This window comes from Microbacterium sp. AG238, from assembly GCF_003610405.1.
Lineage (GTDB): Bacteria > Actinomycetota > Actinomycetes > Actinomycetales > Microbacteriaceae > Microbacterium.
In genome coordinates this window covers 1,485,196-1,505,824 of sequence record NZ_RAQC01000001.1, presented here as the reverse complement: position 1 = coordinate 1,505,824, position 20,629 = coordinate 1,485,196, and the positions used below count along the sequence as shown (strand labels likewise).

At 71.1% G+C, this 20,629-nt stretch carries 15 protein-coding genes; 5 read left to right on the top strand and 10 right to left on the bottom strand.

The annotated features are described in order from the left end of the window. Positions 1-146: 146 nt before the first annotated feature. From DEU36_RS07070 to DEU36_RS07055, 4 genes are all read right to left on the bottom strand, one after another. A complete protein-coding gene (locus DEU36_RS07070; protein ID WP_120263531.1) occupies positions 147-995 on the bottom strand; it encodes an ATP-binding cassette domain-containing protein in 849 nt (282 codons plus the stop codon). Beyond that, positions 992-2,857, bottom strand: a complete 1,866-nt coding sequence (locus DEU36_RS07065) for a dipeptide/oligopeptide/nickel ABC transporter permease/ATP-binding protein (protein ID WP_120263530.1) — start codon at positions 2,855-2,857, stop codon at positions 992-994. The genes DEU36_RS07070 and DEU36_RS07065 overlap by 4 nt, the downstream gene beginning before the upstream one ends. After that, positions 2,854-3,795: an ABC transporter permease gene (locus DEU36_RS07060; protein ID WP_120263529.1), complete on the bottom strand. Its 942-nt coding sequence runs from the start codon at positions 3,793-3,795 to the stop codon at positions 2,854-2,856. The genes DEU36_RS07065 and DEU36_RS07060 overlap by 4 nt, the downstream gene beginning before the upstream one ends. 67 nt (positions 3,796-3,862) lie before the next feature. Further along, entirely contained in the window at positions 3,863-5,392 is a 1,530-nt protein-coding gene (locus DEU36_RS07055) for an ABC transporter substrate-binding protein (RefSeq protein ID WP_120263528.1), read from the bottom strand. 183 nt (positions 5,393-5,575) lie between these two features. Here DEU36_RS07055 and DEU36_RS07050 point away from each other — a divergent pair, with 183 nt between their 5' ends. From DEU36_RS07050 to DEU36_RS07040, 3 genes are all read left to right on the top strand, one after another. Next, positions 5,576-6,235, top strand: coding sequence for a TetR family transcriptional regulator (locus DEU36_RS07050; RefSeq protein WP_220700900.1), 660 nt, complete (start codon positions 5,576-5,578; stop codon positions 6,233-6,235). Then, complete coding sequence (locus tag DEU36_RS07045; protein ID WP_120263526.1) at positions 6,232-8,655, top strand: glycoside hydrolase family 2 TIM barrel-domain containing protein; 2,424 nt, start codon at positions 6,232-6,234, stop codon at positions 8,653-8,655. Before DEU36_RS07050 ends, DEU36_RS07045 begins: the two co-directional genes overlap by 4 nt. Positions 8,656-8,827: 172 nt before the next feature. Continuing rightward, complete coding sequence (locus DEU36_RS07040) at positions 8,828-11,704, top strand: rhamnogalacturonan lyase (RefSeq protein ID WP_183045309.1); 2,877 nt, start codon at positions 8,828-8,830, stop codon at positions 11,702-11,704. A gap of 40 nt (positions 11,705-11,744) precedes the next feature. Here the strand turns inward: DEU36_RS07040 and DEU36_RS07035 are convergent, their stop codons facing one another. Beyond that, on the bottom strand, positions 11,745-13,079 hold the full coding sequence (locus DEU36_RS07035; protein ID WP_259455262.1) for an MFS transporter: 1,335 nt from the start codon (positions 13,077-13,079) through the stop codon (positions 11,745-11,747). 8 nt (positions 13,080-13,087) lie between these two features. After that, on the bottom strand, positions 13,088-13,546 hold the full coding sequence (locus DEU36_RS07030; protein ID WP_120263524.1) for a MarR family winged helix-turn-helix transcriptional regulator: 459 nt from the start codon (positions 13,544-13,546) through the stop codon (positions 13,088-13,090). Between the two features lie 83 nt (positions 13,547-13,629). Here DEU36_RS07030 and DEU36_RS07025 point away from each other — a divergent pair, with 83 nt between their 5' ends. Continuing rightward, positions 13,630-14,475: an alpha/beta fold hydrolase gene (locus DEU36_RS07025; RefSeq protein ID WP_120263523.1), complete on the top strand. Its 846-nt coding sequence runs from the start codon at positions 13,630-13,632 to the stop codon at positions 14,473-14,475. Between the two features lie 34 nt (positions 14,476-14,509). Here the strand turns inward: DEU36_RS07025 and DEU36_RS07020 are convergent, their stop codons facing one another. Beyond that, positions 14,510-15,928: an FtsX-like permease family protein gene (locus tag DEU36_RS07020; protein ID WP_120263522.1), complete on the bottom strand. Its 1,419-nt coding sequence runs from the start codon at positions 15,926-15,928 to the stop codon at positions 14,510-14,512. Continuing rightward, positions 15,925-16,683, bottom strand: coding sequence for an ABC transporter ATP-binding protein (locus DEU36_RS07015; protein WP_120263521.1), 759 nt, complete (start codon positions 16,681-16,683; stop codon positions 15,925-15,927). Before DEU36_RS07015 ends, DEU36_RS07020 begins: the two co-directional genes overlap by 4 nt. 101 nt (positions 16,684-16,784) lie before the next feature. Here DEU36_RS07015 and DEU36_RS07010 point away from each other — a divergent pair, with 101 nt between their 5' ends. After that, the gene (locus DEU36_RS07010; RefSeq protein WP_120263520.1) at positions 16,785-17,834 is read left to right on the top strand and encodes a biotin/lipoate A/B protein ligase family protein; all 1,050 of its coding nucleotides are present in this window, start codon (positions 16,785-16,787) and stop codon (positions 17,832-17,834) included. A 24-nt stretch (positions 17,835-17,858) separates the two neighbouring features. On the opposite strand, the gene DEU36_RS07005 is transcribed toward DEU36_RS07010, so the two are convergent. Next, complete coding sequence (locus DEU36_RS07005) at positions 17,859-19,361, bottom strand: carboxylesterase/lipase family protein (protein ID WP_120263519.1); 1,503 nt, start codon at positions 19,359-19,361, stop codon at positions 17,859-17,861. Further along, positions 19,358-20,605: a GNAT family N-acetyltransferase gene (locus DEU36_RS07000; protein ID WP_120263518.1), complete on the bottom strand. Its 1,248-nt coding sequence runs from the start codon at positions 20,603-20,605 to the stop codon at positions 19,358-19,360. Before DEU36_RS07000 ends, DEU36_RS07005 begins: the two co-directional genes overlap by 4 nt. Between the last annotated feature and the right edge of the window lie 24 nt (positions 20,606-20,629).

The following is a 20,629-nucleotide window of genomic DNA, read 5'->3' as shown; positions in this document are numbered from 1 at the left end:
TGCACGAGGGCGGCCTTGTCCTCGAGGGTGAGGCGGTCGAGCAGGGGACGGAGGTGGTCGGTGGACGCGGTCACGGGGACTCCAAGCGAGAGGGGGGTGGTGGGAGGGGGATGCCGGGGCGCCGGAACGGGAGCCCCGGCATCCGTTCAGGCTGCGCCGCGCGCGGCCTCCGACGCGAGGAACGTGCGTCGGGCGGCGCGACGCTCCTCCTGCCGATCGGGGTCGGGAACGGGTGCGGCCATGAACAGGCGCTGCGTGTACGGGTGCTCCGGCCGCGCGGTGACCTGGTCGGCGTCGCCCGATTCGACGATCTCGCCGCGGTACATCACCGCGACGCGGTGGCTCACGTGTCGGACGACCGCGAGGTCGTGCGTCACGAAGAGGTAGGCCACCCCGGTGCGTTCCTGGATCTCGATGAAGAGGTCGAGCACGCGGGCCTGCGTCGACAGGTCGAGCGCCGAGACCGGCTCGTCGCAGACGATCAGGCGGGGGCGCAGTGCGAGCGCACGGGCGATCGCGACGCGCTGACGCTGACCGCCCGAGAACTCCCGCGGCAGGCGGCTGCGCGCATCACCGGGGAGGCCGACCTGGTCGAGCAGCTCGCGGACCCGGTCGCGGGCCTCGCGCGTGCCGACGCCGGCGGCCGTGAGCGGCTCGGTGAGGATCTGCTCGATCGTCATCGAGGGGTTCAGCGACGAGTACGGGTCTTGGAAGACCACCTGGATGTCGGCGCTGAGGGGGCGCCGCTCACGCCGGGAGAGGTGCGAGATGTCGCGTCCGTCGAAGACGATCGAGCCTTCGGTGACGGGGGCGAGCCCCAGCGCGGCGCGGCCGAGGGTGGTCTTTCCTGACCCCGACTCGCCCACGAGCCCGACGGTCTCGCCCGGGAGGATGTCGAGCGAGACCCCCTTGAGGGCGCGGAACGGTTCGGCTCGGAACCCCTTGCCGGGGTACTCGACGACGAGGTCGGAGACCTCGAGCAGCGGAGCGGTCATGCGCTCGCTCCCTTCGTGACCAGCGCCGGGCGGGCGGGACCCTCGTCGAGGATCGCGTCGAGCAGCGCTCGGGTGTACGGATGACGTGCGTCGCGGAAGATCGAGCGCACCGGGCCCTGCTCGACGAAGCGCCCGTTCTGCATGACCGTGACGCGGTCGCACAGATCGGCGACGACGCCGAAGTTGTGCGTGACGAGCAGCATCGCCATGTGACGCTCCGCCTGCAGGTCGCGGAGCAGATCGAGCACCTCGGCCTGCACCGTGACGTCGAGAGCGGTCGTCGGCTCGTCGGCGATGATCAGGTCGGGATCGGTTGAGACCGCCCCGGCGATCAGCACGCGCTGCGCCATTCCGCCCGACACCTCGAAGGGGTAGGCGTCGAACGTGCGCTTGGGCTGGGGGATGCCGACGCGGGCGAGCAGGTCGAGCGAGCGCTCGGTCGCATCCTTCTTCGACAGGCCGAGCGTCGCGCGCAGGGGCTCGACGAGCTGGCTGCCGATCGTGAAGGCGGGGTCGAGGTTGCTCATCGGCTCCTGCGGGATGTAGCCGATGCGCTTGCCGCGCACCCCCGCGTAGACCCGGTCGGAGGCGTCGGCGAGCTCGATGCCCTCGTAGCGGATCGACCCGTCGGTCACCCGGCCGCCGCGGGGGAGGAGACCCAGCACGCCGAAGGCGGTCTGCGTCTTGCCCGAGCCCGACTCGCCGATGAGCCCGTGCACCTCGCCCTTGCGGATGTCGAGCGAGACGCCGTGCACCACCTCGATGTGCGAGCCGTCGGGCTGGTCGTAGCCGACATGCAGGTCGCGGATCTCGAGCACGCGCTCGGTCGCCTTGCTGCGCGCGTCCTCCGGGTGGACGATGACGCCGGTGCCCTCGACGACCGGCAGCTCGTCGAGGTCTTCGATGGGCTCGCCGCCCCCGGTCGACACCGAGGTGGTGACGGCTGCGACCGAGCCGGTCGCGGTGGTGACAGCACGACGACGCTTGCGGCGGACGGTGACGGTGCGCTCGAGCTCGTCGCGCATGACGTTGGCGAGCAGGGTCAGCGCGATGCACGTCAGGGCGATCGCGAGCGAGGGCCAGATCATCAGGACGGGCGTCTTGTAGATGTTCTTGAAGCCGTCGGTCAGCATCGACCCCCACGTCGGCACGTTGACGTCGCCGAGGCCGAGGAACTCCAGGCCCGACTGGATCGCCAGGGCGATGCCCGAGATGATCGCGCCCTGGATGATGATGGGCGCCCGGACGACCGCGAGGACGTGGCGGCCGATGATGCGGCCGTCCCCGAGACCAGAGACGCGGGCGGCGTCGACGTACAGCTCGCCGCGTACCGCCGTGACCGCCGCGTAGACGAGACGGAAGAACGCGGGGGCGAGCAGGATGCCGAAGATCAGCATCGAGATCCACACCGACGGGCCGAGCACGGCGCGCGCCGCGAGCAGGACGACGATGCCGGGCAGCGCCATGTTCAGCTCCGTCACCCAGGTGGCGACGGTGTTGAACCAGCCCTGGTAGTAACCGGCGATGAGTCCGCTGACGACGCCCAGCACGACGGCCACGACGACCGCGATGAGGGCGGCGGCGACGCTCGTCTGCGTCGCGGCGAGCAGTCGCGACAGCACGTCGCGCCCGCTGCCGTCGGTGCCGAGCAGGTGTGCGGCGCCGGGCGGGGCCAGGATGCTGCGGATGTCGGCGAAATTGGGGTCCTGCGGTGCGATCGCGGGGCCGATGATCGCGATGACGCCGACCAGCAGCAGGAACAGCGCCGAGATGACCCCGAGAGGCTTCTTCAACAGGCGGCGGAACAGATTCACCCGCACGGGGGCGATCGGGACGGCGGGAGGGACGTCGACGGCGGTCATGACAGTCTCACCTTCGGGTTCAGAGCGGCCTGGGCGAGGTCGATCAGGAGGTTCACGATGACGACGATGATCGCGAAGGCGATCACGAGGCCCATGACGACGGGGACGTCGCCGAGGGTGGTGGAGCGGACGCTCAGCTGCCCCATGCCGGGGATGGCGAAGATCTGCTCGACCACGACCGCGCCGCCGAGGAGGCCCACGAACTGCACGGCCAGGACGGCCAGCGCGGGTCCGCCGGCGTTGCGGAGGACGTGCTTGTAGATGACCGAGCGCATGCCGAGGCCGCGCGAGCGGAGCGTGCGGACGTAGTCGCGCGACATGGCGTCGATGACCGAGCCGCGCACCTGGGCGGCGACCGTCGCGATCGCGCCCAACGAGAGGGCGACCACGGGCAGGGTCACCGAGGCGAGCCAGCCGGTCGGCGACGTCGTGATGGGCACGTAGCCGGTCGCCTTGAACCACCCGAGGTTGATCGCGAAGACGAGCACGAGCAGCAGGGCGATGAGGAAGCCCGGCACGGCGAAGCCGACGAGCGAGAGCAACTGCACGGCCCCGTCGACGATGCCGCCGCGACGCGCGGCGAGGACGCCCAGGACGACGGCGAGGATGGCGGAGACGATGGTCGCGCCCAGGACGAGCGACAGCGTGACCGCGAGGCGTCCGCTGACGCTCACGGAGACGAGCTCGCCCGTGAACCAGCTGCGGCCGAGGTTGCCCGAGAGAGCGGAGACGACCCAGTCCCCGTACTGGACGAGGAGGGGGCGGTTCAGACCGAGTTCCTCGGTCTTCTTCGCGACAGTCTCGGCGGTCGCGTTCTCACCGAGGATGCGGCGTGCGATGTCGCCGCCGCCGGCGTAGAGGAGGACGAACGCGAGGAACGAGATCACCGCGATCAGCACGACGCCCGAGATCAGGCGGCGCAGGATGAATGTGAGCATGATGCCTTCCCGAAGGTGGAGCCCTCGGACCGGGCGGAGACGACCCGCCCGGTCCGAGGGGGTGCGGTCAGTTCTTCGGCGAGAAGTCGAAGATCGACGGGTAGGCGTTGGTGGGCCAGAACTCGAGGTTCGTGTTCGCGTCGGTGGCGAACGTGCCCTGCACCCGGAAGAACGGCGCGAACCACGCCTGGTCGACCAGGTACTTGTTGAGGTCCTTGAGGGCCTGGTCCGACTCCTCGGGCGTTCCGAACTGCACGGTCTGGATGTAGCCGTCGACCGTGGGGTCCTGGTACGTGAAGGGGTTGAATGTCGCGTCGGGGCCGACCATGAAGTTGATCAGCTGCCAGTCGGGGTTCTGCTCGAGGGCCATCCAGGTGGCGGGGTACTTCGGCGCCAGCATGTCGGTGATGAAGTTGCCGGTGCCCGGGTCGGTGTAGTTCACCGTGATCCCGATGTCGGACAGCTGCTGGGCGACGAGGTCGAAGGTGGTCTGGAAGGCCGGGGTCGACATCATGTTGAGCGTGAAGCCGTCGGGGTAGCCCGCCTCGGCGAGGAGGTCCTTGGCGGCATCAGGGTCGTACGGGTACGTGGTGTCGAGAGCGGCGTCGTACGCGACGGAGGTCTCGGGGAACACCTGCTCGGTGACGGTGCCGTAGCCGCTCTGCAGCGACGCCAGCAGCGCCTCGCGATCGAAGGCCATGTTGATCGCCTGGCGCACCTTCACGTCGGCCAGCTCCGGGGCCATCGTGCCGGCACGGTCGAGCAGCAGCAGGCCCTGGAAGTCGAGTTCGTTCGACTCGATCGTCCAGCCGGCGCCCTCCACCTCGGAGATCGTGTTGTTGTCGGCGATCTTCGCGCCGTTCGCCTCGCCCGCGCGCACGGCGTTGACGGTGGCGGTGACGTCCTCGAGGACGTTGATCGTGAGGTTGTCGTACTTGACCGCGTCGGCGTTCCAGTAGTCGGGGTTGGCGGTGTAGTTGTACGTGGTGCCGGTGACCGACGAGGCGGTGTCGAGGATGTACGCGCCCGAGCCGATCGGGTCGGTCGCCGCGTCGGGGTCGTCGAAGGTCGACGGCGCCTGGATCAGGCCCGGGGCGATCGAGAGGAGGTTGATCAGCGACGGGTCGGGCGCCTCCTGCGTGATCGTGACCGTCGTCGCGTCGACGGCGGCGAACTCCTTGCCGGCGAGGGTGGCGGCCTGCGGGGCGGTGCCGTCGCGGAAGTGCTCGAGGCTCGAGACCACGGCCGCGGCGTCGAGGTCGGTGCCGTCGGTGAACTTCACGCCTTCGCGGAGCGTCAGGGTCAGCACCGTGTTGTCGTCGTTGTACGACCATTCGGTGGCGAGCCAGGGCTGGGTCTCACCGGAGGAGTCCTTCGACAGGAGCGTGTCGAAGACGGCCTGGAAGAACGGGCTGCGGTTGCCCCATTCCGCGCCCTGGCCGATGTCGTAGCTGGTGGGAGCGGCGATCGCCGTGAGGGTGAGTCGATCGGCGCGACCGCTGTCACCGCCGCCGGATCCTTCGTCCGTCCCCGCGCACCCCGCCAGAGCGAGTGCGGCGACGACCGTGAGGGCTGCTGTGGCCTTCCATCGGAACATCTTTGGTCCTTTTCTCGGGAGAGGCGATACCCCGGTGGATCGCCCTGGCCGTGGACGCTAGCACCAAATCCGAGCGGTGACTAGATTTTTGAAACGAATTTCTACCGATCGCTAGGTTTTCGTTATTCGAGCGGGCAGACTGGCGTCCGTTCGCCGACGAGGGCGACCACGGACAGATGGACGATGATGACGACGACCGACACGACGACGCCTGAGCGCCGTCGACGGCGCGGCTCGTACGCGAAGACCGAAGCCACCCGCCAGGCGATCCTGGATGCCGCTCTCGAGGTGTTCTCGCAATCGGGGTACCGGGCCGGATCGCTCCGCGACATCGCGATGCGCGTCGGCATGAGCGAGGCCGGGCTGCTGCACCATTTCCGCAACAAGAGCGCGCTGCTGGAAGCGGTGCTCGAAGAGCGCGACGCCCGCGCGCGGGCGCTGGTGCCGATCGAGTCGGAGGACGGGGCCGAGGTGCTGCGCGGACTGGTCTTCCTCGCGGCTCACAATGCCTCGACGCCCGGCGTCGTGGAGCTCTACACGACCCTGTCGGCCGAGGCGACGGCATCCGACCATCCCGCCCATGCCTACTTCGTCCGGCGCTACGAGTACACCCGCGGCAACATCGAGCGGTCGTTCCGGAGCCTGCGCGACCAAGGGCGCCTGCGGCACGGAATGACCCCTCGCCGGGCGGCGATCACGGTCGTCGCCCTCATGGACGGGCTGCAGGTGCAATGGCTGCTCGACCGCGACGCGTTGGACATGGCGGGCGAGCTGCGCGCCTTGTTCGCGAGTTTCGTCGACATCGACTGGTCGGTCGAACGCGACGAGGAGCCGCCCGCATGATCCGGATGCCGCTGCACGACGGGTGGACCGTCGGCCCCAAGCTCGGCCCGTTCGAGTCGGCCGCGGAGGGCCGCGCTCCCGTCGCGGTGACCCTGCCGCACGATGCGCTGCGCGATCTGCCGCGCTCACCCGACGAACCGCAGGGGGTGCACACCGGATACACCCCGGGCGGCGTGTTCGAGTACGCACGCTCGCTCGACGTGCCCGACGACTGGCGCTCGCGCACGGTCATGCTCGAGTTCGAGGGCGTCTATCGCGATGCGGTGGTCTTCGTCGACGGTGCCTTCGTCGCCCACGAGGCAGGCGGCTACGCCGGCTTCTCGGTCGTGCTCGATCCCTTCCTCCGCTTCGGCGCCGTCAACCGCATCAGCGTCGAGGCGCGCGCGCATCGCGATTCGCGGTGGTACTCGGGCGCCGGGATCTACCGTCCGGTCCATCTCGTCGTGGCCGACCCCGTCCACATCCCGCTCGACGGGGTGCGCGTGGAGACCCCCGATATCGACGACGAGCGCGCGGTCGTCGCCGTCGCGACGGAGGTCGCGAACACGACCCGGCACACTGCGCTCACGCGCGTGAGCTGGCACATCACCGCACCCGACGGAGCGGTCGTCGCGTGCGGGGAGTCGCCCGTCACGGTGCTGCCGGGCGAGCGCGCGGTGGCGCGGGCGCGACTGGTGGTCGACGCGCCCCGGCGCTGGGACGTCGAGACCCCCGAGCTCTACCGCCTCCACAGCACGCTGACCTCCGCAGACGGTGCGCACCTCGACGACGACGTCGCCGACTTCGGCATCCGCTCGTTGCAGCTCGACGCGCGGCACGGGCTGCGCCTGAACGGCCGCTCGATCGACCTGCGCGGGGCGTGCGTGCACCACGACAACGGGATGCTCGGGGCGGCGACCGAGCCCGCGGCCGAGGACCGGCGCGTCCGCCTGCTCAAGCAAGCGGGATTCACCGCCCTGCGCAGCGCCCACAACCCGATGAGCCGCGCGATGCTCGCGGCGTGCGACCGGCACGGCATGCTCGTCATGGACGAGCTCACCGACGCCTGGACCCGATCGAAAGCCCCCTTCGACGCGACGATCACGTTCGCCGAGCGCTGGCACGACGACATCGCCGCACTCGTCGCGAAGGATCGCAACCACCCGAGCGTCGTCATGTACTCGATCGGCAACGAGATCCTCGAGCTCGCCACGCCGCTCGGCGCGACTTGGAGCCGGCGGCTCGCCGAGCGGGTGCGCGAGCTCGACCCGAGTCGTTTCGTCACGAACGGGATCAACGGCATCATCGCGAACCTCGACCGCATGGCCGAGGCGCGTGACCAGGTCCCCGACGCGAACACGATGATGGCCGACATGGGCGAGCAGATGGGGCTCATGAACGCCTCGCCGCTCGTGAGCGCGTCGATCGAGGAGTCGGCGGCGGTGCTCGACGTGGTCGGGTTCAACTACGCCGACTCGCGCTACCGGCAGGACGCCCGCGACCATCCGAATCGCGTCATCGTCGGGTCGGAGACGTTCCCCGAGCGGATCGATGTGATGTGGGGCCTCGTCCGCGAGCTGCCGCACGTCATCGGCGACTTCACCTGGACCGGATGGGACTACCTCGGCGAAGCCGGTATCGGACGCGTCGACTACACCGACGAGCCCGGCTACGCGCCCACGGGCACGGCCGGCGCCTACCCCTACCGGCTCGCCGGGTGCGGCGACATCGACATCACCGGCTTCCGCCGACCGATCTCGTACTACCGCGAGATCGTCTACGGGCTGCGCCGCGACCCGTACATCGCCGTGCACCGTCCGCAGCACCACGGCCGCCCGACCGCGACGACGCCGTGGTCGTGGACCGACACGGTGGCGTCGTGGTCGTGGGATGCCGCCTCCGGCGCACCCGTCACCGTCGATGTGTACGCCGATGCCGACGAGGTCGAGCTGCTCCTCGACGACGAGAGCGTCGGCGTCGAGCCGGTGGGCCGCGAGAAGGCGTTCCTCGCGCGATTCGAGACCCGCTATCGACCGGGGCGCCTCGTCGCCGTCGCGCGCCGCGGAGGTGCGGAGGTCGGGCGATACGCGCTGCGCACCGCGGGGCCGGTCTCGCTGGTCGCGCGCGCGGAGGACGAGGTCGTGGGCCGTGACGGGCTCGCGTTCGTCGCGCTGACGCTCGAGGACGACGCGGGGATCGTGGTGTGCGACCGCGATGTCCCGGTGACGGTCGAGGTGACCGGAGCCGGGGTGCTGGCGGGCATCGGCTCCGGGCGGACCGACAGCGAGGAGTCGTACGCGGGTCCGGTCTTCACGACCTTCGACGGTCGCCTGCTCGCGGTCGTCAAGCCCACCGGAACCGGGACGGTCGCCGTCACGGCATCCGCCCCCGGCCATGTCCCCGCGACCCTCGAGTTCGAGGTGGCCCCCTCCCCGTTATGAGCCGCGAGGGCGCGCGAATGCACGGTGCCGGCGGGTCCAGACCGTGCAGATGCGCACCCTCGGGCGCGGAGAGCCGGGATGCGGGGGATGAGAGAGAACTCATCGGCGAGAGGGGAGCGGGCGCTTAGGCTCGTCGGAACGCAGGAAAGCGCATTCCGATGGGATCGATTCAATGAAGAACAGACTCCGCTCCACGCTGCTCGCGGGCCTCGCCGCGGGGACGCTCGCCACGGCGACCCTCACCGTCGGGGGCGTCGCGACGTTGCCCGCCGCGGGAGCAGAGGCGTCGCCGTCCGCACCCGTGCCCCGACTCGAGGCCCTCGACCGCGGCCTCGTCGCCGTGGCGACAGACGACGGCGTCTTCCTCAGCTGGCGCCTCCTCGCGGGCGAGGCCAGCGGTGCCGGCGAGACCGGCCTCACCGGCACCGACTTCGTCGTCTACCGTGACGACGAGCCGATCGCCACCGTCACCGACAGCACGAACTACCGCGACGAGGCCGGTACGGCGACATCCGTCTACCGTGTGGCGCCGGTGGCGGCGGGCGTCGAGGCGGCCGCGAGCGATGCCGCGATCGCGATGGATGGGGGCTTCCTCGACGTCGCGCTGCAGCCGCCCGCGGACGGCGTGACGCCGGCCGGCGAGGAGTACACCTACTCGGCGAACGACGTCTCGGTCGGCGATGTCGACGGCGACGGGCGCTACGAGTTCATCGTGAAGTGGGATCCCTCGAACTCCAAGGACGTCTCGCAGGTCGGGTACACCGGCGGGGTCTACATCGACACCTACAGCCTGGAGGGGCGCCTGCTGAATCGGCTCGACCTCGGTCCGAACATCCGCGCCGGCGCGCACTACACGCAGTTCCTCGTGTACGACTTCGACGGCGACGGTCGCTCGGAGACGATGCTCAAGACCGCGCCCGGGACGAAATCGATCACTTACGCCGACGACGGCTCGATCGCCTCGGAGCAGTACGTCACGCTGCCGCGCGAAGACATCGCGGCCGGGTACGCGCACACCGACGACTACCGGATGAGCGCGGCCGACTACGCCGACCACCTCGCGGAGATGTTCCGCGGGTGGTCGACGCGCGACGAGGTCGTCTCAGGACAGTGGCCCGCCACGCTCGAAGAGGCCTTCGGCATCGAGCCGCGCTACGACTACCCGCTGTCGGATGCCGACGCCCGTGCTCTCGTGGACCACTTCATCGACGTGTACGCCCCGAGCCGCAGCGCCCGCAACGCCCTGCGGGACTTCGAGGGGTTCATCCTCGACGGGCCCGAGTACCTCACCGTGTTCGACGGCGAGAGCGGAGCCGAGCTGCAGACCGTCCGGTACGAGCCGGATCGCGGCGACGACGGCCTGCTCTGGGGTGACTATGCGATGGCGCGCATCGAGCCCGGCAACCGGGTCGACCGGTTCCTCGCCGGCGTCGCCTACCTCGACGGCGAGCGTCCCTCGGCGGTGTTCGCCCGCGGCTACTACACGCGCACGACGATCGCGACCTACGACTGGGACGGCGAGAATCTCGTCAAGCGCTGGTTCGTCGACAGCGGCCACGCGCCGATGAGCAACCCGTTCAACGACGGCCCGCACGGAGTCGACGGCGCCGATCCCGTATACGGCTCGATCACGACCCAGGGCTTCCACAGCCTCTCGGCGGCGGATGTCGACGGCGACGGCCGCCACGAGATCGTCTATGGCTCGGCGACCCTCGACGACGACGGGAGCCTGCTCTACAGCTCCTTCGCCGAGATGCCCGAGGGCTCGGCGACGCCGGGCGAGGTCGCGCGACTCGGTCACGGTGACGCGATGCACGTCGCCGACATCGACCCCACCCGGCCGGGCCTCGAGATCTTCACCGTTCACGAGGGCGGGGCGTATGCGCCGTACGGAACGGCGCTGCGGGATGCCGCCACCGGCGAGGTCATCTTCGGCGCCTACTCGGGTCGCGACACCGGGCGCGGCATGATCGGCGACGTCCGCCCCGACGTCCCCGGCATGGAGGTCTGGTCGAGCATGCCCGGCGGAACGGATGCCTCGGGCCTGCTGACGGCGCAGGGCGAGGTGCTCTCGGCGGCGACGCCCGGCACCAACGCCTCGATCCGGTGGGCCGGTGATCTCACGACGCAGATCGTGAACGGGAGCGGCGACGCGACCCCGACGATCGATGACTGGACCCGGGGCACGGTGCTGACGGCATCCGGAACCCTCGCCAACAACGGCACGAAGGGCAACCCCGGGCTCGTGGCCGACGTGTTGGGCGACTGGCGCGAGGAGCTCGTCGTGCGCACGGCCGACTCGTCGGCGCTGCGGGTGTACGTCTCGACCGAGGTCACCCAGCACAAGCTGTACACGCTGATGCACGATCCGCAGTATCGCGCCGAGGTCGCGCGGCAGCAGACGACATACAACCAGCCGAGCTACACCGGTTTCCACCTGGCCTCGGGCATGGACTTCGGCGGCGTGCCGCTGCGGCCGGCTCCTGCGCCGGTCGCGGCGCCGGTCATCGGTGTCGACTCGGCCGGGGTGAACGTCACCTGGAAGACGACGGATGCCGGGGACCCGGCCACCGGCTTCAGCGTCATCCTCCGCTCGGCGGCGGGTGAGGTGATCGAGCAGCAGGTCGGTGCCGATGCCCGCGTGGCGCGCTTCGCGCAGGTGCCGGCGGGGGAGTGGTCGGCGACGGTCACCCCCGCGGGGCGCTACGGCTCGGCGGTGGCGTCGCAGCCGTCGGCGGCCGCGGTCGTGCGCGAGGGGCAGCCCGTGGTTCTCCGCGTCAGTGCCCGGTCGCAGTGCGTGAACGGCGCGGTGCACGTTGCGGTGCACGCGGCCAACCAGGCGGGGTCGCCGATCGATGTGCGGCTCGCGGCGGTCGGCAGCGACCACGCACAGCAGAAGGTCCCCGCCGACGGTGCCGCCTACCGCCTGTTCGACTCGGGCCGCGACTCGCTCGTGCCGGGGTCGGCGACGGTCACCGCTTACCAGTGGCTCGACGGGGTCGGCTACCACGCCACCTACACAGTGCCCTACCTCGCCCGGATGTGCTGAAACGGCCCGCTCGGACGCGATGCTCCGCTACATCTGCAGGTCAGCGGCGGGGCCGGTCGGCGGCCGGGTCGGGCAGGGCGATCGGCGTGGTGCCGGCGACCTCGTCGCTGAACTCCTCGGGTGCCACGACCGAGATCGGTCGCGTCTCATCGAGTGAGAGCGCGAATCGGCGCGAGCTTGAGCGGTGCACGCGTCCGGAGACGAGCATCCACGTCGCGCCGACGCCGAAGGCGACGAGAGCGGCGACGGCGCCGAGGCCGATGGCCGCTCTCGGCCCGAACTGATCGGCCACCCACCCGACGATGGGCGCACCGATGGGCGTGCCGCCCATGAGGATCGCCATGTACAGCGCGAGCACGCGGCCGCGCAGGGCGGGGTCGGTCGTGGTCTGCACGTACCCGTTCGCCGTCGTCAGGGTGGTCACGACCGCGAAGCCGGTGAACATCAGGGTCACCGCGTACAGCCAGTAGTTCGGCATGAAGGCCGACACCGCCGCGGCGACCGCGAAGAGGCCGGCGCCGAAGATCACGACGCGGATGCGTGCCCGCTCGCGTCGCGCCGCCATCAGTGCCCCCGCGAGCGACCCGATCGCGAGGATCGAGCTGAGGAGCCCGTAGCCGTCGGCGTCGCGCCCGAACTCGATCGCCATCGTCGAGGCGAAGATCGGGAAGTTCATGCCGAACGCGCCGAGAAGGAACACCATCGCGAAGGTGACGATGAGGTCGGGGCGGCCCTTGACGTAGCGGAAGCCGTCGGCGAGGCGCGCCGCGCCCGCGGCGGTCGCACGTGGGATGAGCTCGCCGGGGCGGATGAGGAACAGGGCGACGATCATCGCGAGGAAGGTCGCCGCGTTGATGAAGAAGACCCAGCCGGTTCCGACGGCGACGATCACGATGCCCGCCGCGGCGGGACCGATCATGCGGGCGCCGTTGAAGGATGCCGCGTTGAGCGCCACCGCGTTGGCCGCGATCTCGCGGGCGACGATGTCGGACACGAAGGCCTGGCGCGCCGGGTTGTCGAAAGCCGAGATCATCCCGAGCGTGAACGCGAAGACGTACATGAGCGGGAGGGTCATGACGCCCGTGAGCAGCAGTGTGCCGATGACGAGCCCGACGAGCATGAGCGAGCTCTGAGTGACCACGAGCAGGCGGCGCCTGTCGAAGCGGTCGGCGACCCATCCCGTGACGCCGACGAGCAGCAGCGGTGGGGCGAACTGCAGCGCCATCGTGACGCCCATCGCGCCGGCGTCGTTATCGGTCAGCCCGGTGAGCACGACCCAGCTGAGTGCAGTCGCCTGCATCCAGGCGCCGACGTTGGACACGAGCGCGCCGAAGAACCAGACCCGGTAGTTGAACACCGAGAACGAGCGGAACATCGCGGAGCTCATCGGTCGGCCACCGCCCGCATGATGACGGCCGCGGCGGCGAGGGTCTCGCGGTCGGCCGGCTCGAGCTCCTCCAGTGCGTGCTCGAGCCAGGAGTCGCGGCGGCGGGTCGTCTCGATGACCACGGTGCGGCCCTCGTCGGTGAGGGCGATGTTGACCTTGCGGCGGTCGCCGTCGTCGGGTGTCCGGGTCAGGTACCCGAGTTCTTCGAGGTGGTTGACGGTGCGGTTCATCGACGGTGCCGACACGCGCTCGCGGTCGGCGAGCTCGCCGAGCGTGTGCGGTCCGTGCACGTGGAGGTTCGCGAGCACGGCGAACTGCCCGTCGCTCATCGAGTCCACGGCGCGCTGGGCGCGGAGCCGGCGCGCGAGGCGGAACGTCGCCATGCGGAGGTCGGTCGCGTCGTGCGCGAGATCGATGGCGGGCGGCGGGGCGGAGGCGGGGGAAGAGGTGCTCATCTGTGATGTTTAGCTTAGCTCATTAGTCTTGCTAACGGTCAGGGGTGTCCGGAAGGCGATGACTGAAAACGTAGACTCGCCGCATGCCCGAGTTCACCGACGCGCACGGGGTCGCGATCGTCTACGACATCCATCCCGCGCAGGGCGAGCAGCGGGCGGTCGTGCAGCTGCTGCACGGCGTCGGCGAGCACGCGGGCCGGTATGCCGAGCTCGCGGGGGTGCTCGCGGCCGCCGGCTTCACCGTCTACGCCGACGACCACCGCGGGCACGGACGCACCGGCATCCGCCAGCACGGCGACCCGCGCAAGCTGGGCCGCCTGGGTCGCGGTGGGCTGCACGCCGCGCGCGATGCGTGCGCCGAGCTGACCCGCATCATCGAGCGCGACCATCCCGGGGCGCCCATCGCGCTCCTCGGCCACTCGTGGGGATCGTTCCTCGCCCAGATGCTGTTCGACGATCGCCCCGACGCCTACGCGGGACTCGTCCTGTCGGGGTCGGCGCTGCGGTGGCCGGGTTCGTTGAACTCAGGCGACCTCAACGCGCCGTGGAAGGCTCCGGGTGCGACCGGCGTGGAGTGGCTGAGCACGGATGCCGCGGTCCAGCGGGACTTCCTCGACGATCCGCTCACCACGACGACGCCGTTGCCGCGCCTGTTCGGGCCGCTCGAGACGCTCAAGCTCATCGGCCGCCCCCGCCGCGACCTCGGGGTCGACGTCCCGGTGCTGCTGATGGTCGGCCGCGACGACACGGTGGGCGGCCCGCGAAGCGTGCACCGTCTCGCCGACGCTTATCGCACCCGCTCGGGGCTGACGGACGTGACGACGCTGGTGTACCCGGGAGCTCGTCACGAGATCTTCAACGAGGCGGTGCGGGCCGACGTGCAGGCGGATCTGCTCGCCTGGCTCGACGCCCGCTTCCCGCGGCACTGAGCCGCGGGAAGCAGGGTGACGACGGGCCCGACGGTCACCCGGCGGACCCGCGCAGGATCGCCGTGACGAGCGGACGAGAGGCGACGAGCGCGAGTGCGACCGCGCCGAACCCCGCCGCGAACGTCGCGGCGATGACGGCCATGGTCAAGGGCGCGACGATGAGGCTGATTCCCACGATCGGCAGGGCCAGCGCCGCGCCGACGACCGCGCCGCCCGCGGCGGCCCACCGCAGGGGCAGCATGACCGTGATGCGGCGTGCCCGGGCGAGCTCCGTGGGCTCCATGCCGAGGTGGTCGAGGCCCACGATCAGCTCGCGGTCGTCGAGCACCGACGCCGCCTGACTGACGCCGACCGAGGCGGCCAGCAGGATGAAGCCCGCGCCCAGAGTGACGAGGACCCCCGTGCGGATGTCGGCGAACAGCGTCGTGCCGGTCTCGTCGCCGGCGAGCTCGGTGATCGCGATGCCGCTGCCGCCGACGACGGCGATGAACGAGATCATCGCGATGCTCGAGACCCGGCGCCACGCGGTGGGGGCGTGGGCGGCGAGTTCTCGTCCGGCGATGAGCTGTGCTGCCGTCCGCGCTCGGCGCGCCATCGATCGGCCGCGGGCCGCGACGATCGGCGTCCCGATGAGGTTGACCAGAGCGAGGGCACCGGCGAAGAGCGCCAGCAGAAGCGCGATCGACGCGGCGGGCGCCAGGAGCGAGGCCACGCTGCCGAACTGGGCGACGACCAGGCCCACGACGACGATCGCGATCGCGGAGAGCACGAGCGTGCGGGTACGTCGCGGCGGAGCATCCGTGCGGCGGCGCACACCGAGAGGCGTCAGCCGCACGCGGCGCAGGCTCGCCGCCGCGCTCGCGGTAGCGATGAGCGCGACCCCGACGATGACGGCCAGGACGATCGGCCAGCCCGCCCACACGGCGGCGGCGCCCACGGGGCCGCCGAAGAAGGGGAGCAGCCCGACCAGCGGCAGTGCGGCGCCGTAGGCGGCGGCACCGACCACGGCTCCCGCGAGAGCGACGACGGATGCCTCCCCGACGGCCATCGCGCCGACCTCGGTGTTGGTGGCGCCGAGGAGGCGCAGGGTCGAGAGCCGGTCGTTGCGGCGACGGCTCGACAGGCGCGCGGCCGCGGCTCCGAGAGTGGCGGTCGGCACGGCGAGGAGGATGAGCGCGAGCACGCTCAGCACACCGTAGAGGAAGGCCGTCTCACCCGCGCGCGGGTCAGTGAGGAACATCCGCGTGCCCCCGGCGACGATGAGCATGAGCAGCGTCGTCACGGCGAAGGCCGTCAGCGGCAGGACGATCGCCGCCGACCCCTGACGGGCCGGACGGGAGAGCAGGACGGTCAGGGCGGCGACGCGGCGCACGCCGCCCGGCGCCGCGGAAACTGGGGACAGGGGAGCCGGCGGCCGCGGCACCGACGCCGTCGCGAGGCCCGCCGCGCTCATCGGGTCACCTCGGCGGTACCGGCCGAACGTGCCGAGGCGACGGACTGCTCGGCGACGGACGAGTCGACGATGCGGCCGTCCCGCATCCGGAGGACGCGGTCGCAGCGGCGCGCGACCTCGGCGTCGTGGGTGACCACGACGAGGCTGCGTCCCTGACCCGTCGTTGCGTGCAGCAGTGCGTCGAGAACCTCCGACGAGGTGGTGGAGTCGAGGGCGCCGGTCGGCTCGTCCGCGAACACCACGGGGGCCCCGGTCACCTGCGCGCGGGCGATGGCGACGCGCTGCGCCTGCCCGCCTGACAGCTCGCCGATGCGGCGGTTCTCCATGCCCGCGAGGCCGAGCGCGCCGAGCCATGCGGCGGCGTGGGCCTCAGCGGCCGCACGAGCGGTGCCCACCAGGAGCAGGGGCAGCGCGGCGTTCTCGACGGCGGTGAGCTCGGGCAGCAGCAGGTGGTCCTGGAAGACGAACCCGAGGCTGCTGCGGCGCACGGCCGAGCGGTCGGCGTCGGGCATCCCGACGAGCTCACGCGCCGCGGTGCCGGGAGCGGTGAGTCGCACCGAGCCGGAGTCGGGCGCGATGATGGCGGCGAGGCAGTGCAGGAGGGTCGTCTTGCCCGACCCCGATGCGCCCATGATCGCGACGGCTTCGCCCGCGCGCACGGTGAGGTCGACGCGGTCGAGCGCGGTGAGCGCCCCGTAGCGCTTCACGAGCCCCCGGGCTTCGAGGACGGGGGCGGATTCGATGGTGGGGTTCATGTCATCCACTCTCGCGATCGCGAGCCTCGTCGTCGTCCGTCGCGAGGTGTAACGGCATCCGTCGCGCGACCGATCCTCCGCCCCGGTCCTAGGCTGGACGCATGCACGGCGAATACAAGGTCCCCGGGGGAAAGCTGGTCGTCGTCGACCTCGAGGTGCGCGAGGGGCGCATCGCCGACTTCCACCTGGCCGGCGACTTCTTCCTCGAGCCCGACGACGCGCTCGCCGACATCGACGCGGCGGTGACGGGGCTTCCCGAGGAATCGGATGTCGCCACGATCGCGGCCGCCGTCCGCTCGGCGTTGCCCGACGGCGCCCAGCTGCTCGGCTTCACCCCGGAGTCGGTCGGCACGGCCGTGCGTCGCGCGATGATCACGGCTCCGGGTTGGCGCGAGTTCGACTGGGAGGTCATCCACGACCGAGCGGTCTCGCCCAGCATGAACCTCGCGCTCGACGAGGTGCTCACCACGCGCGTCGGCGACGGCCGCCGCAACCCCACGCTGCGCATCTGGGAGTGGAACGAGTCGGCCGTCGTGATCGGGTCGTTCCAGTCGTATCGCAACGAGGTCGACCCCGAGGGCGCTGCGAAGCACGGCTTCGACGTCGTGCGCCGCATCTCGGGCGGTGGCGCGATGATGATGGCGGCCAACTCGATCGTGACGTACTCGCTGTACGTGCCGGCATCCCTCGTGGCGGGGCTGACCTTCGCCGACTCGTACGCGTTCCTCGACGACTGGGTGCTCGAGGCGCTCCGCTCGCTCGGCATCGAGGCGACCTATCAGCCGCTCAACGACATCGCCTCGCCGTCGGGCAAGATCGGCGGCGCGGCGCAGAAGCGTCTGGCCAACGGCGGGGTGCTCCACCACGCCACGCTGTCGTACGACATGGACGGTCAGGTGCTCACCGAGGTGCTGCGCATCGGCCGCGAGAAGCTCAGCGACAAGGGCACCGTCTCGGCCGCCAAGCGTGTCGACCCGCTGCGCAGCCAGACGGGCCTGCCGCGCGACGCGATCATCGAGCGGTTCATCGAGGTGTTCTCGAAGCGCTACGGGGCCGTGCCGGGCACGATCTCCGATGAGGAGTACGCCGAGGCCGAAGCCCTCGTCGAGTCGAAGTTCGCGACCGACGCCTGGCTCAAGCGCGTCCCCTGAGTCGCCGGAGCGACCCCGCACGCGTCAGCCGACGAGGGCCCGCACCGAGGCGTAGCCGTCGGCCACGACCGTCGGCACCGACGGCGGGGCACCGAACATGCGGGTCGCCCGCTCGTCCGGCATCCATCGCGGCCATCCCGGGTCTCCGGTGCGCACGAACGACACGGCGGCGCCGTGCATCGCGTCGGCCAGCTCCTGCGGCGGATGCTCGCCCGCGAGCTTCGCGACACCGTCGGCGCCGAGGGCGTCCCACCAGAACGGGACATCGAGGCAGTGCAGCGCCCACCGCTTGGTCGGCGAGGGCCAGCTGAAACGGTAGGCCCAGGTCGACGCGGCGCCTCGTGCCCGGGCGACGAGGGGCACGGTGTCGCGGAACACGCGGTCGGTGGCGTAGCGGCCGAGGAATGCCGCGGTGCCGAGTCGTCGCTGCGCGCGGTTGTCCCGGATGTAGCGCCAGCGCATCGCGTGGCCGACCCCGAGCGCGCCCAGCGCCAGCGCGGGCGGGACGAGCCGTAGCGGGCTCGTGGCGAGCCCATCGGTGACCATCGTGAACTCGTCGTCGGTCGTGCCGAGCACGAGCGGCTTGTCGGCGCCGACTCCGGCGGCGAGGGCGTCGAGGGTCGGGCGGGGCACGAGGTCTCCGTCGACGACCGGACCCCAGGTGAGCCCGTCGGCGAGGCGCGAGCGCACCGAGGCCACGATGCTGCCCTGTCGCTCCGACTCGAGCTCCTGTTGGCGTCGGAGCACGACCAGCTCGTCGACGCCGGCGAACGCCTCGCGTGTCGGCGCGATGCCGAGGTGCGCGGCGAGCCGGCCGGTGGCGGTCGCGGCCCGGGCGGGTGGCACATTCGTCAGGGCCGCCGAGATGGCCAGCACGCGATGGAACAGGTGCTGGGCAGCCGGCATCCCGAGCAGGGTGAGCACTGCTCCGCCGCCGGCCGACTGCCCGGCGATCGTCACGTCACCCGGGTCCCCGCCGAAAGCGGACACGTTCGCCTGCACCCACTCCAGGGCGGCGATCCAGTCGCGCACGGCGCGGTTGGTCGGGGCTCCGGGGAGCAGTCCGAATCCGTCGAAGCCCAGTCGGTACGAGACCGTGACCACGACGATTCCCGCCCGCGCGAACGATCCGCCGTCGTACCACGGGCTCGCCGGCGACCCCTGGACGAAACCGCCGCCGTGGATGTAGACGAGCACCGGGCGGGGGTCGGCCCCCTCCCCGGAGGATTCCGGTGCGAAGACGTTGACCGACAGGGTGTCGTCGCCCGGGATCGACGGCTCGGGAATGAGGGTGTCGCCGTAGTCGCCGCGCTGCGGGGTCGGCCCGTACGCGGTCGCGTCGCGGACGCCGTCCCAGGGGTCGAGCGTGACGGGGGCGCCGAACCGGCGTGCGCCGGTCGGCGGCTGCGCGTAAGGGATGCCGAGGAAGGCGAGGGTGCCGTCCGGCCGGCGGACGCCGCGCACGCGGCCCGCGGCGGTGTCTCGCACGAGCGGTTCGCCGTTCGCGACGTCGGCAGCGACGCTCATCGCGACACCCGCGTCCGGCGCATCAGCCGGGGTCGGGTCCGGGCGCCGAGCTCCTGGCGTCCGGCGGGGATCAAGTAGGCGAGGCGCACGATGAGGATCGCGGCCGTCAGGACGACCCATGTCGTGTCGCGCCCGGTGAGAGCCTGCAGCGGGGCTGCGGCGATCGGAGCAGCCGCCGTGATCACCGCGAGCGCATAGAACACGAGGTTGCGTCGGTACCGGCCGCTGATCGAGAACGGCGACACCTCGTACGCGAGGACGAGGACCGCGACGACGATCGCGGTCGCGAGCGAGAGCGCGACGTTATCGGACGCATCGGCGAACACTGCCGGGAGCACGAGGACGAGGGGATAGACCCCGCCGAACTCGAGCAGCAGGTTGCCCCACTTCATGTGGAGCCCGAACTGATCGTCCTGAAGACGTGACAGCGAGCCCGACGCGTTCGCGTAGATCTGTGTCGCTCCGAGGGTCAGGATCGTGGCGACCAGCAGGAAGATCCGCAGTGCCTCGGAGAAGTCGGGGATCGTCAGAGAGAAGCCGAGCAGGAAGGTGAGCGCCGCCAGGACTGCCCCCGCCTCGCCGGTGCTGACGGACGTCTCGTCGGCCCGCAGGCCGGGACGGTCCTCGACCTCGAAGGTCGAGACCTCGAAGAACGTCCCCTGCACGCTCTTGATCACGCTGGTGACGGCGTTGGCGTCGGCGCTCAGCAGGTCGAACAGGTGCTCGGTCGCGGCGACGGGGACGAGCACCCGGTCGTCGGGATCGGCGACCAGCTGCCGGCTCTTCAGCTGGAAGTACAGGCGGTCCTTGCGGGGGCCGAAGTAGGCGTGGATGCCGCGCGACCCGACGAAGCCGCTGCGGGTGAGCAAGTCGATCATCGCGACGTTCATGGGGCTGGTCACCGTCGTGGCCGAGGGGCGCGGCGACATCCCCTTCACGGTGTCGGAGAAGTGTCGGACGAGGCGGGCGCCGATGCCCGCGCGCTGCCGGTCGGGGTGCACCGCCAGCGCGGCGAGGTAGACGTGCTCGGGGCCGAGTCGTTCGGTCTGCAGCATCCCCACCACCGACTCCCCGATGACGGCGAGCGTGATCTGGCCACCCGCCAGCGCGTTCTCGAGCTCGTCGGGGTGAGCCGGTTCGACATCGTCGCGGCCGGGCGGGAAGCACAGCCTGTCGAGCTCCCGGACGGCGGGGAGATCTTCGGGATCCGCGGGGCGGAGAGAGACGGAGACGGTCGCAGACACAGTCCGAAGCTAGCGGAGTCCGAG

Excerpts from the sequence above, each read along its gene's own strand:
- DEU36_RS07065 (WP_120263530.1), bottom strand. The coding sequence starts at position 2,857 with ATGACCGCCGTCGACGTCCCTCCCGCCGTCCCGATCGCCCCCGTGCGG.
- DEU36_RS07010 (WP_120263520.1), top strand. The coding sequence starts at position 16,785 with ATGCACGGCGAATACAAGGTCCCCGGGGGAAAGCTGGTCGTCGTCGAC.
- DEU36_RS07020 (WP_120263522.1), bottom strand. The coding sequence starts at position 15,928 with ATGAGCGCGGCGGGCCTCGCGACGGCGTCGGTGCCGCGGCCGCCGGCT.
- DEU36_RS07025 (WP_120263523.1), top strand. The coding sequence starts at position 13,630 with ATGCCCGAGTTCACCGACGCGCACGGGGTCGCGATCGTCTACGACATC.
- DEU36_RS07005 (WP_120263519.1), bottom strand. The coding sequence starts at position 19,361 with ATGAGCGTCGCTGCCGACGTCGCGAACGGCGAACCGCTCGTGCGAGAC.
- DEU36_RS07040 (WP_183045309.1), top strand. The coding sequence starts at position 8,828 with ATGAAGAACAGACTCCGCTCCACGCTGCTCGCGGGCCTCGCCGCGGGG.
- DEU36_RS07015 (WP_120263521.1), bottom strand. The coding sequence starts at position 16,683 with ATGAACCCCACCATCGAATCCGCCCCCGTCCTCGAAGCCCGGGGGCTC.
- DEU36_RS07060 (WP_120263529.1), bottom strand. The coding sequence starts at position 3,795 with ATGCTCACATTCATCCTGCGCCGCCTGATCTCGGGCGTCGTGCTGATC.
- DEU36_RS07055 (WP_120263528.1), bottom strand. The coding sequence starts at position 5,392 with ATGTTCCGATGGAAGGCCACAGCAGCCCTCACGGTCGTCGCCGCACTC.
- DEU36_RS07035 (WP_259455262.1), bottom strand. The coding sequence starts at position 13,079 with ATGTTCCGCTCGTTCTCGGTGTTCAACTACCGGGTCTGGTTCTTCGGC.
- DEU36_RS07030 (WP_120263524.1), bottom strand. The coding sequence starts at position 13,546 with ATGAGCACCTCTTCCCCCGCCTCCGCCCCGCCGCCCGCCATCGATCTC.
- DEU36_RS07050 (WP_220700900.1), top strand. The coding sequence starts at position 5,576 with ATGATGACGACGACCGACACGACGACGCCTGAGCGCCGTCGACGGCGC.
- DEU36_RS07070 (WP_120263531.1), bottom strand. The coding sequence starts at position 995 with ATGACCGCTCCGCTGCTCGAGGTCTCCGACCTCGTCGTCGAGTACCCC.
- DEU36_RS07045 (WP_120263526.1), top strand. The coding sequence starts at position 6,232 with ATGATCCGGATGCCGCTGCACGACGGGTGGACCGTCGGCCCCAAGCTC.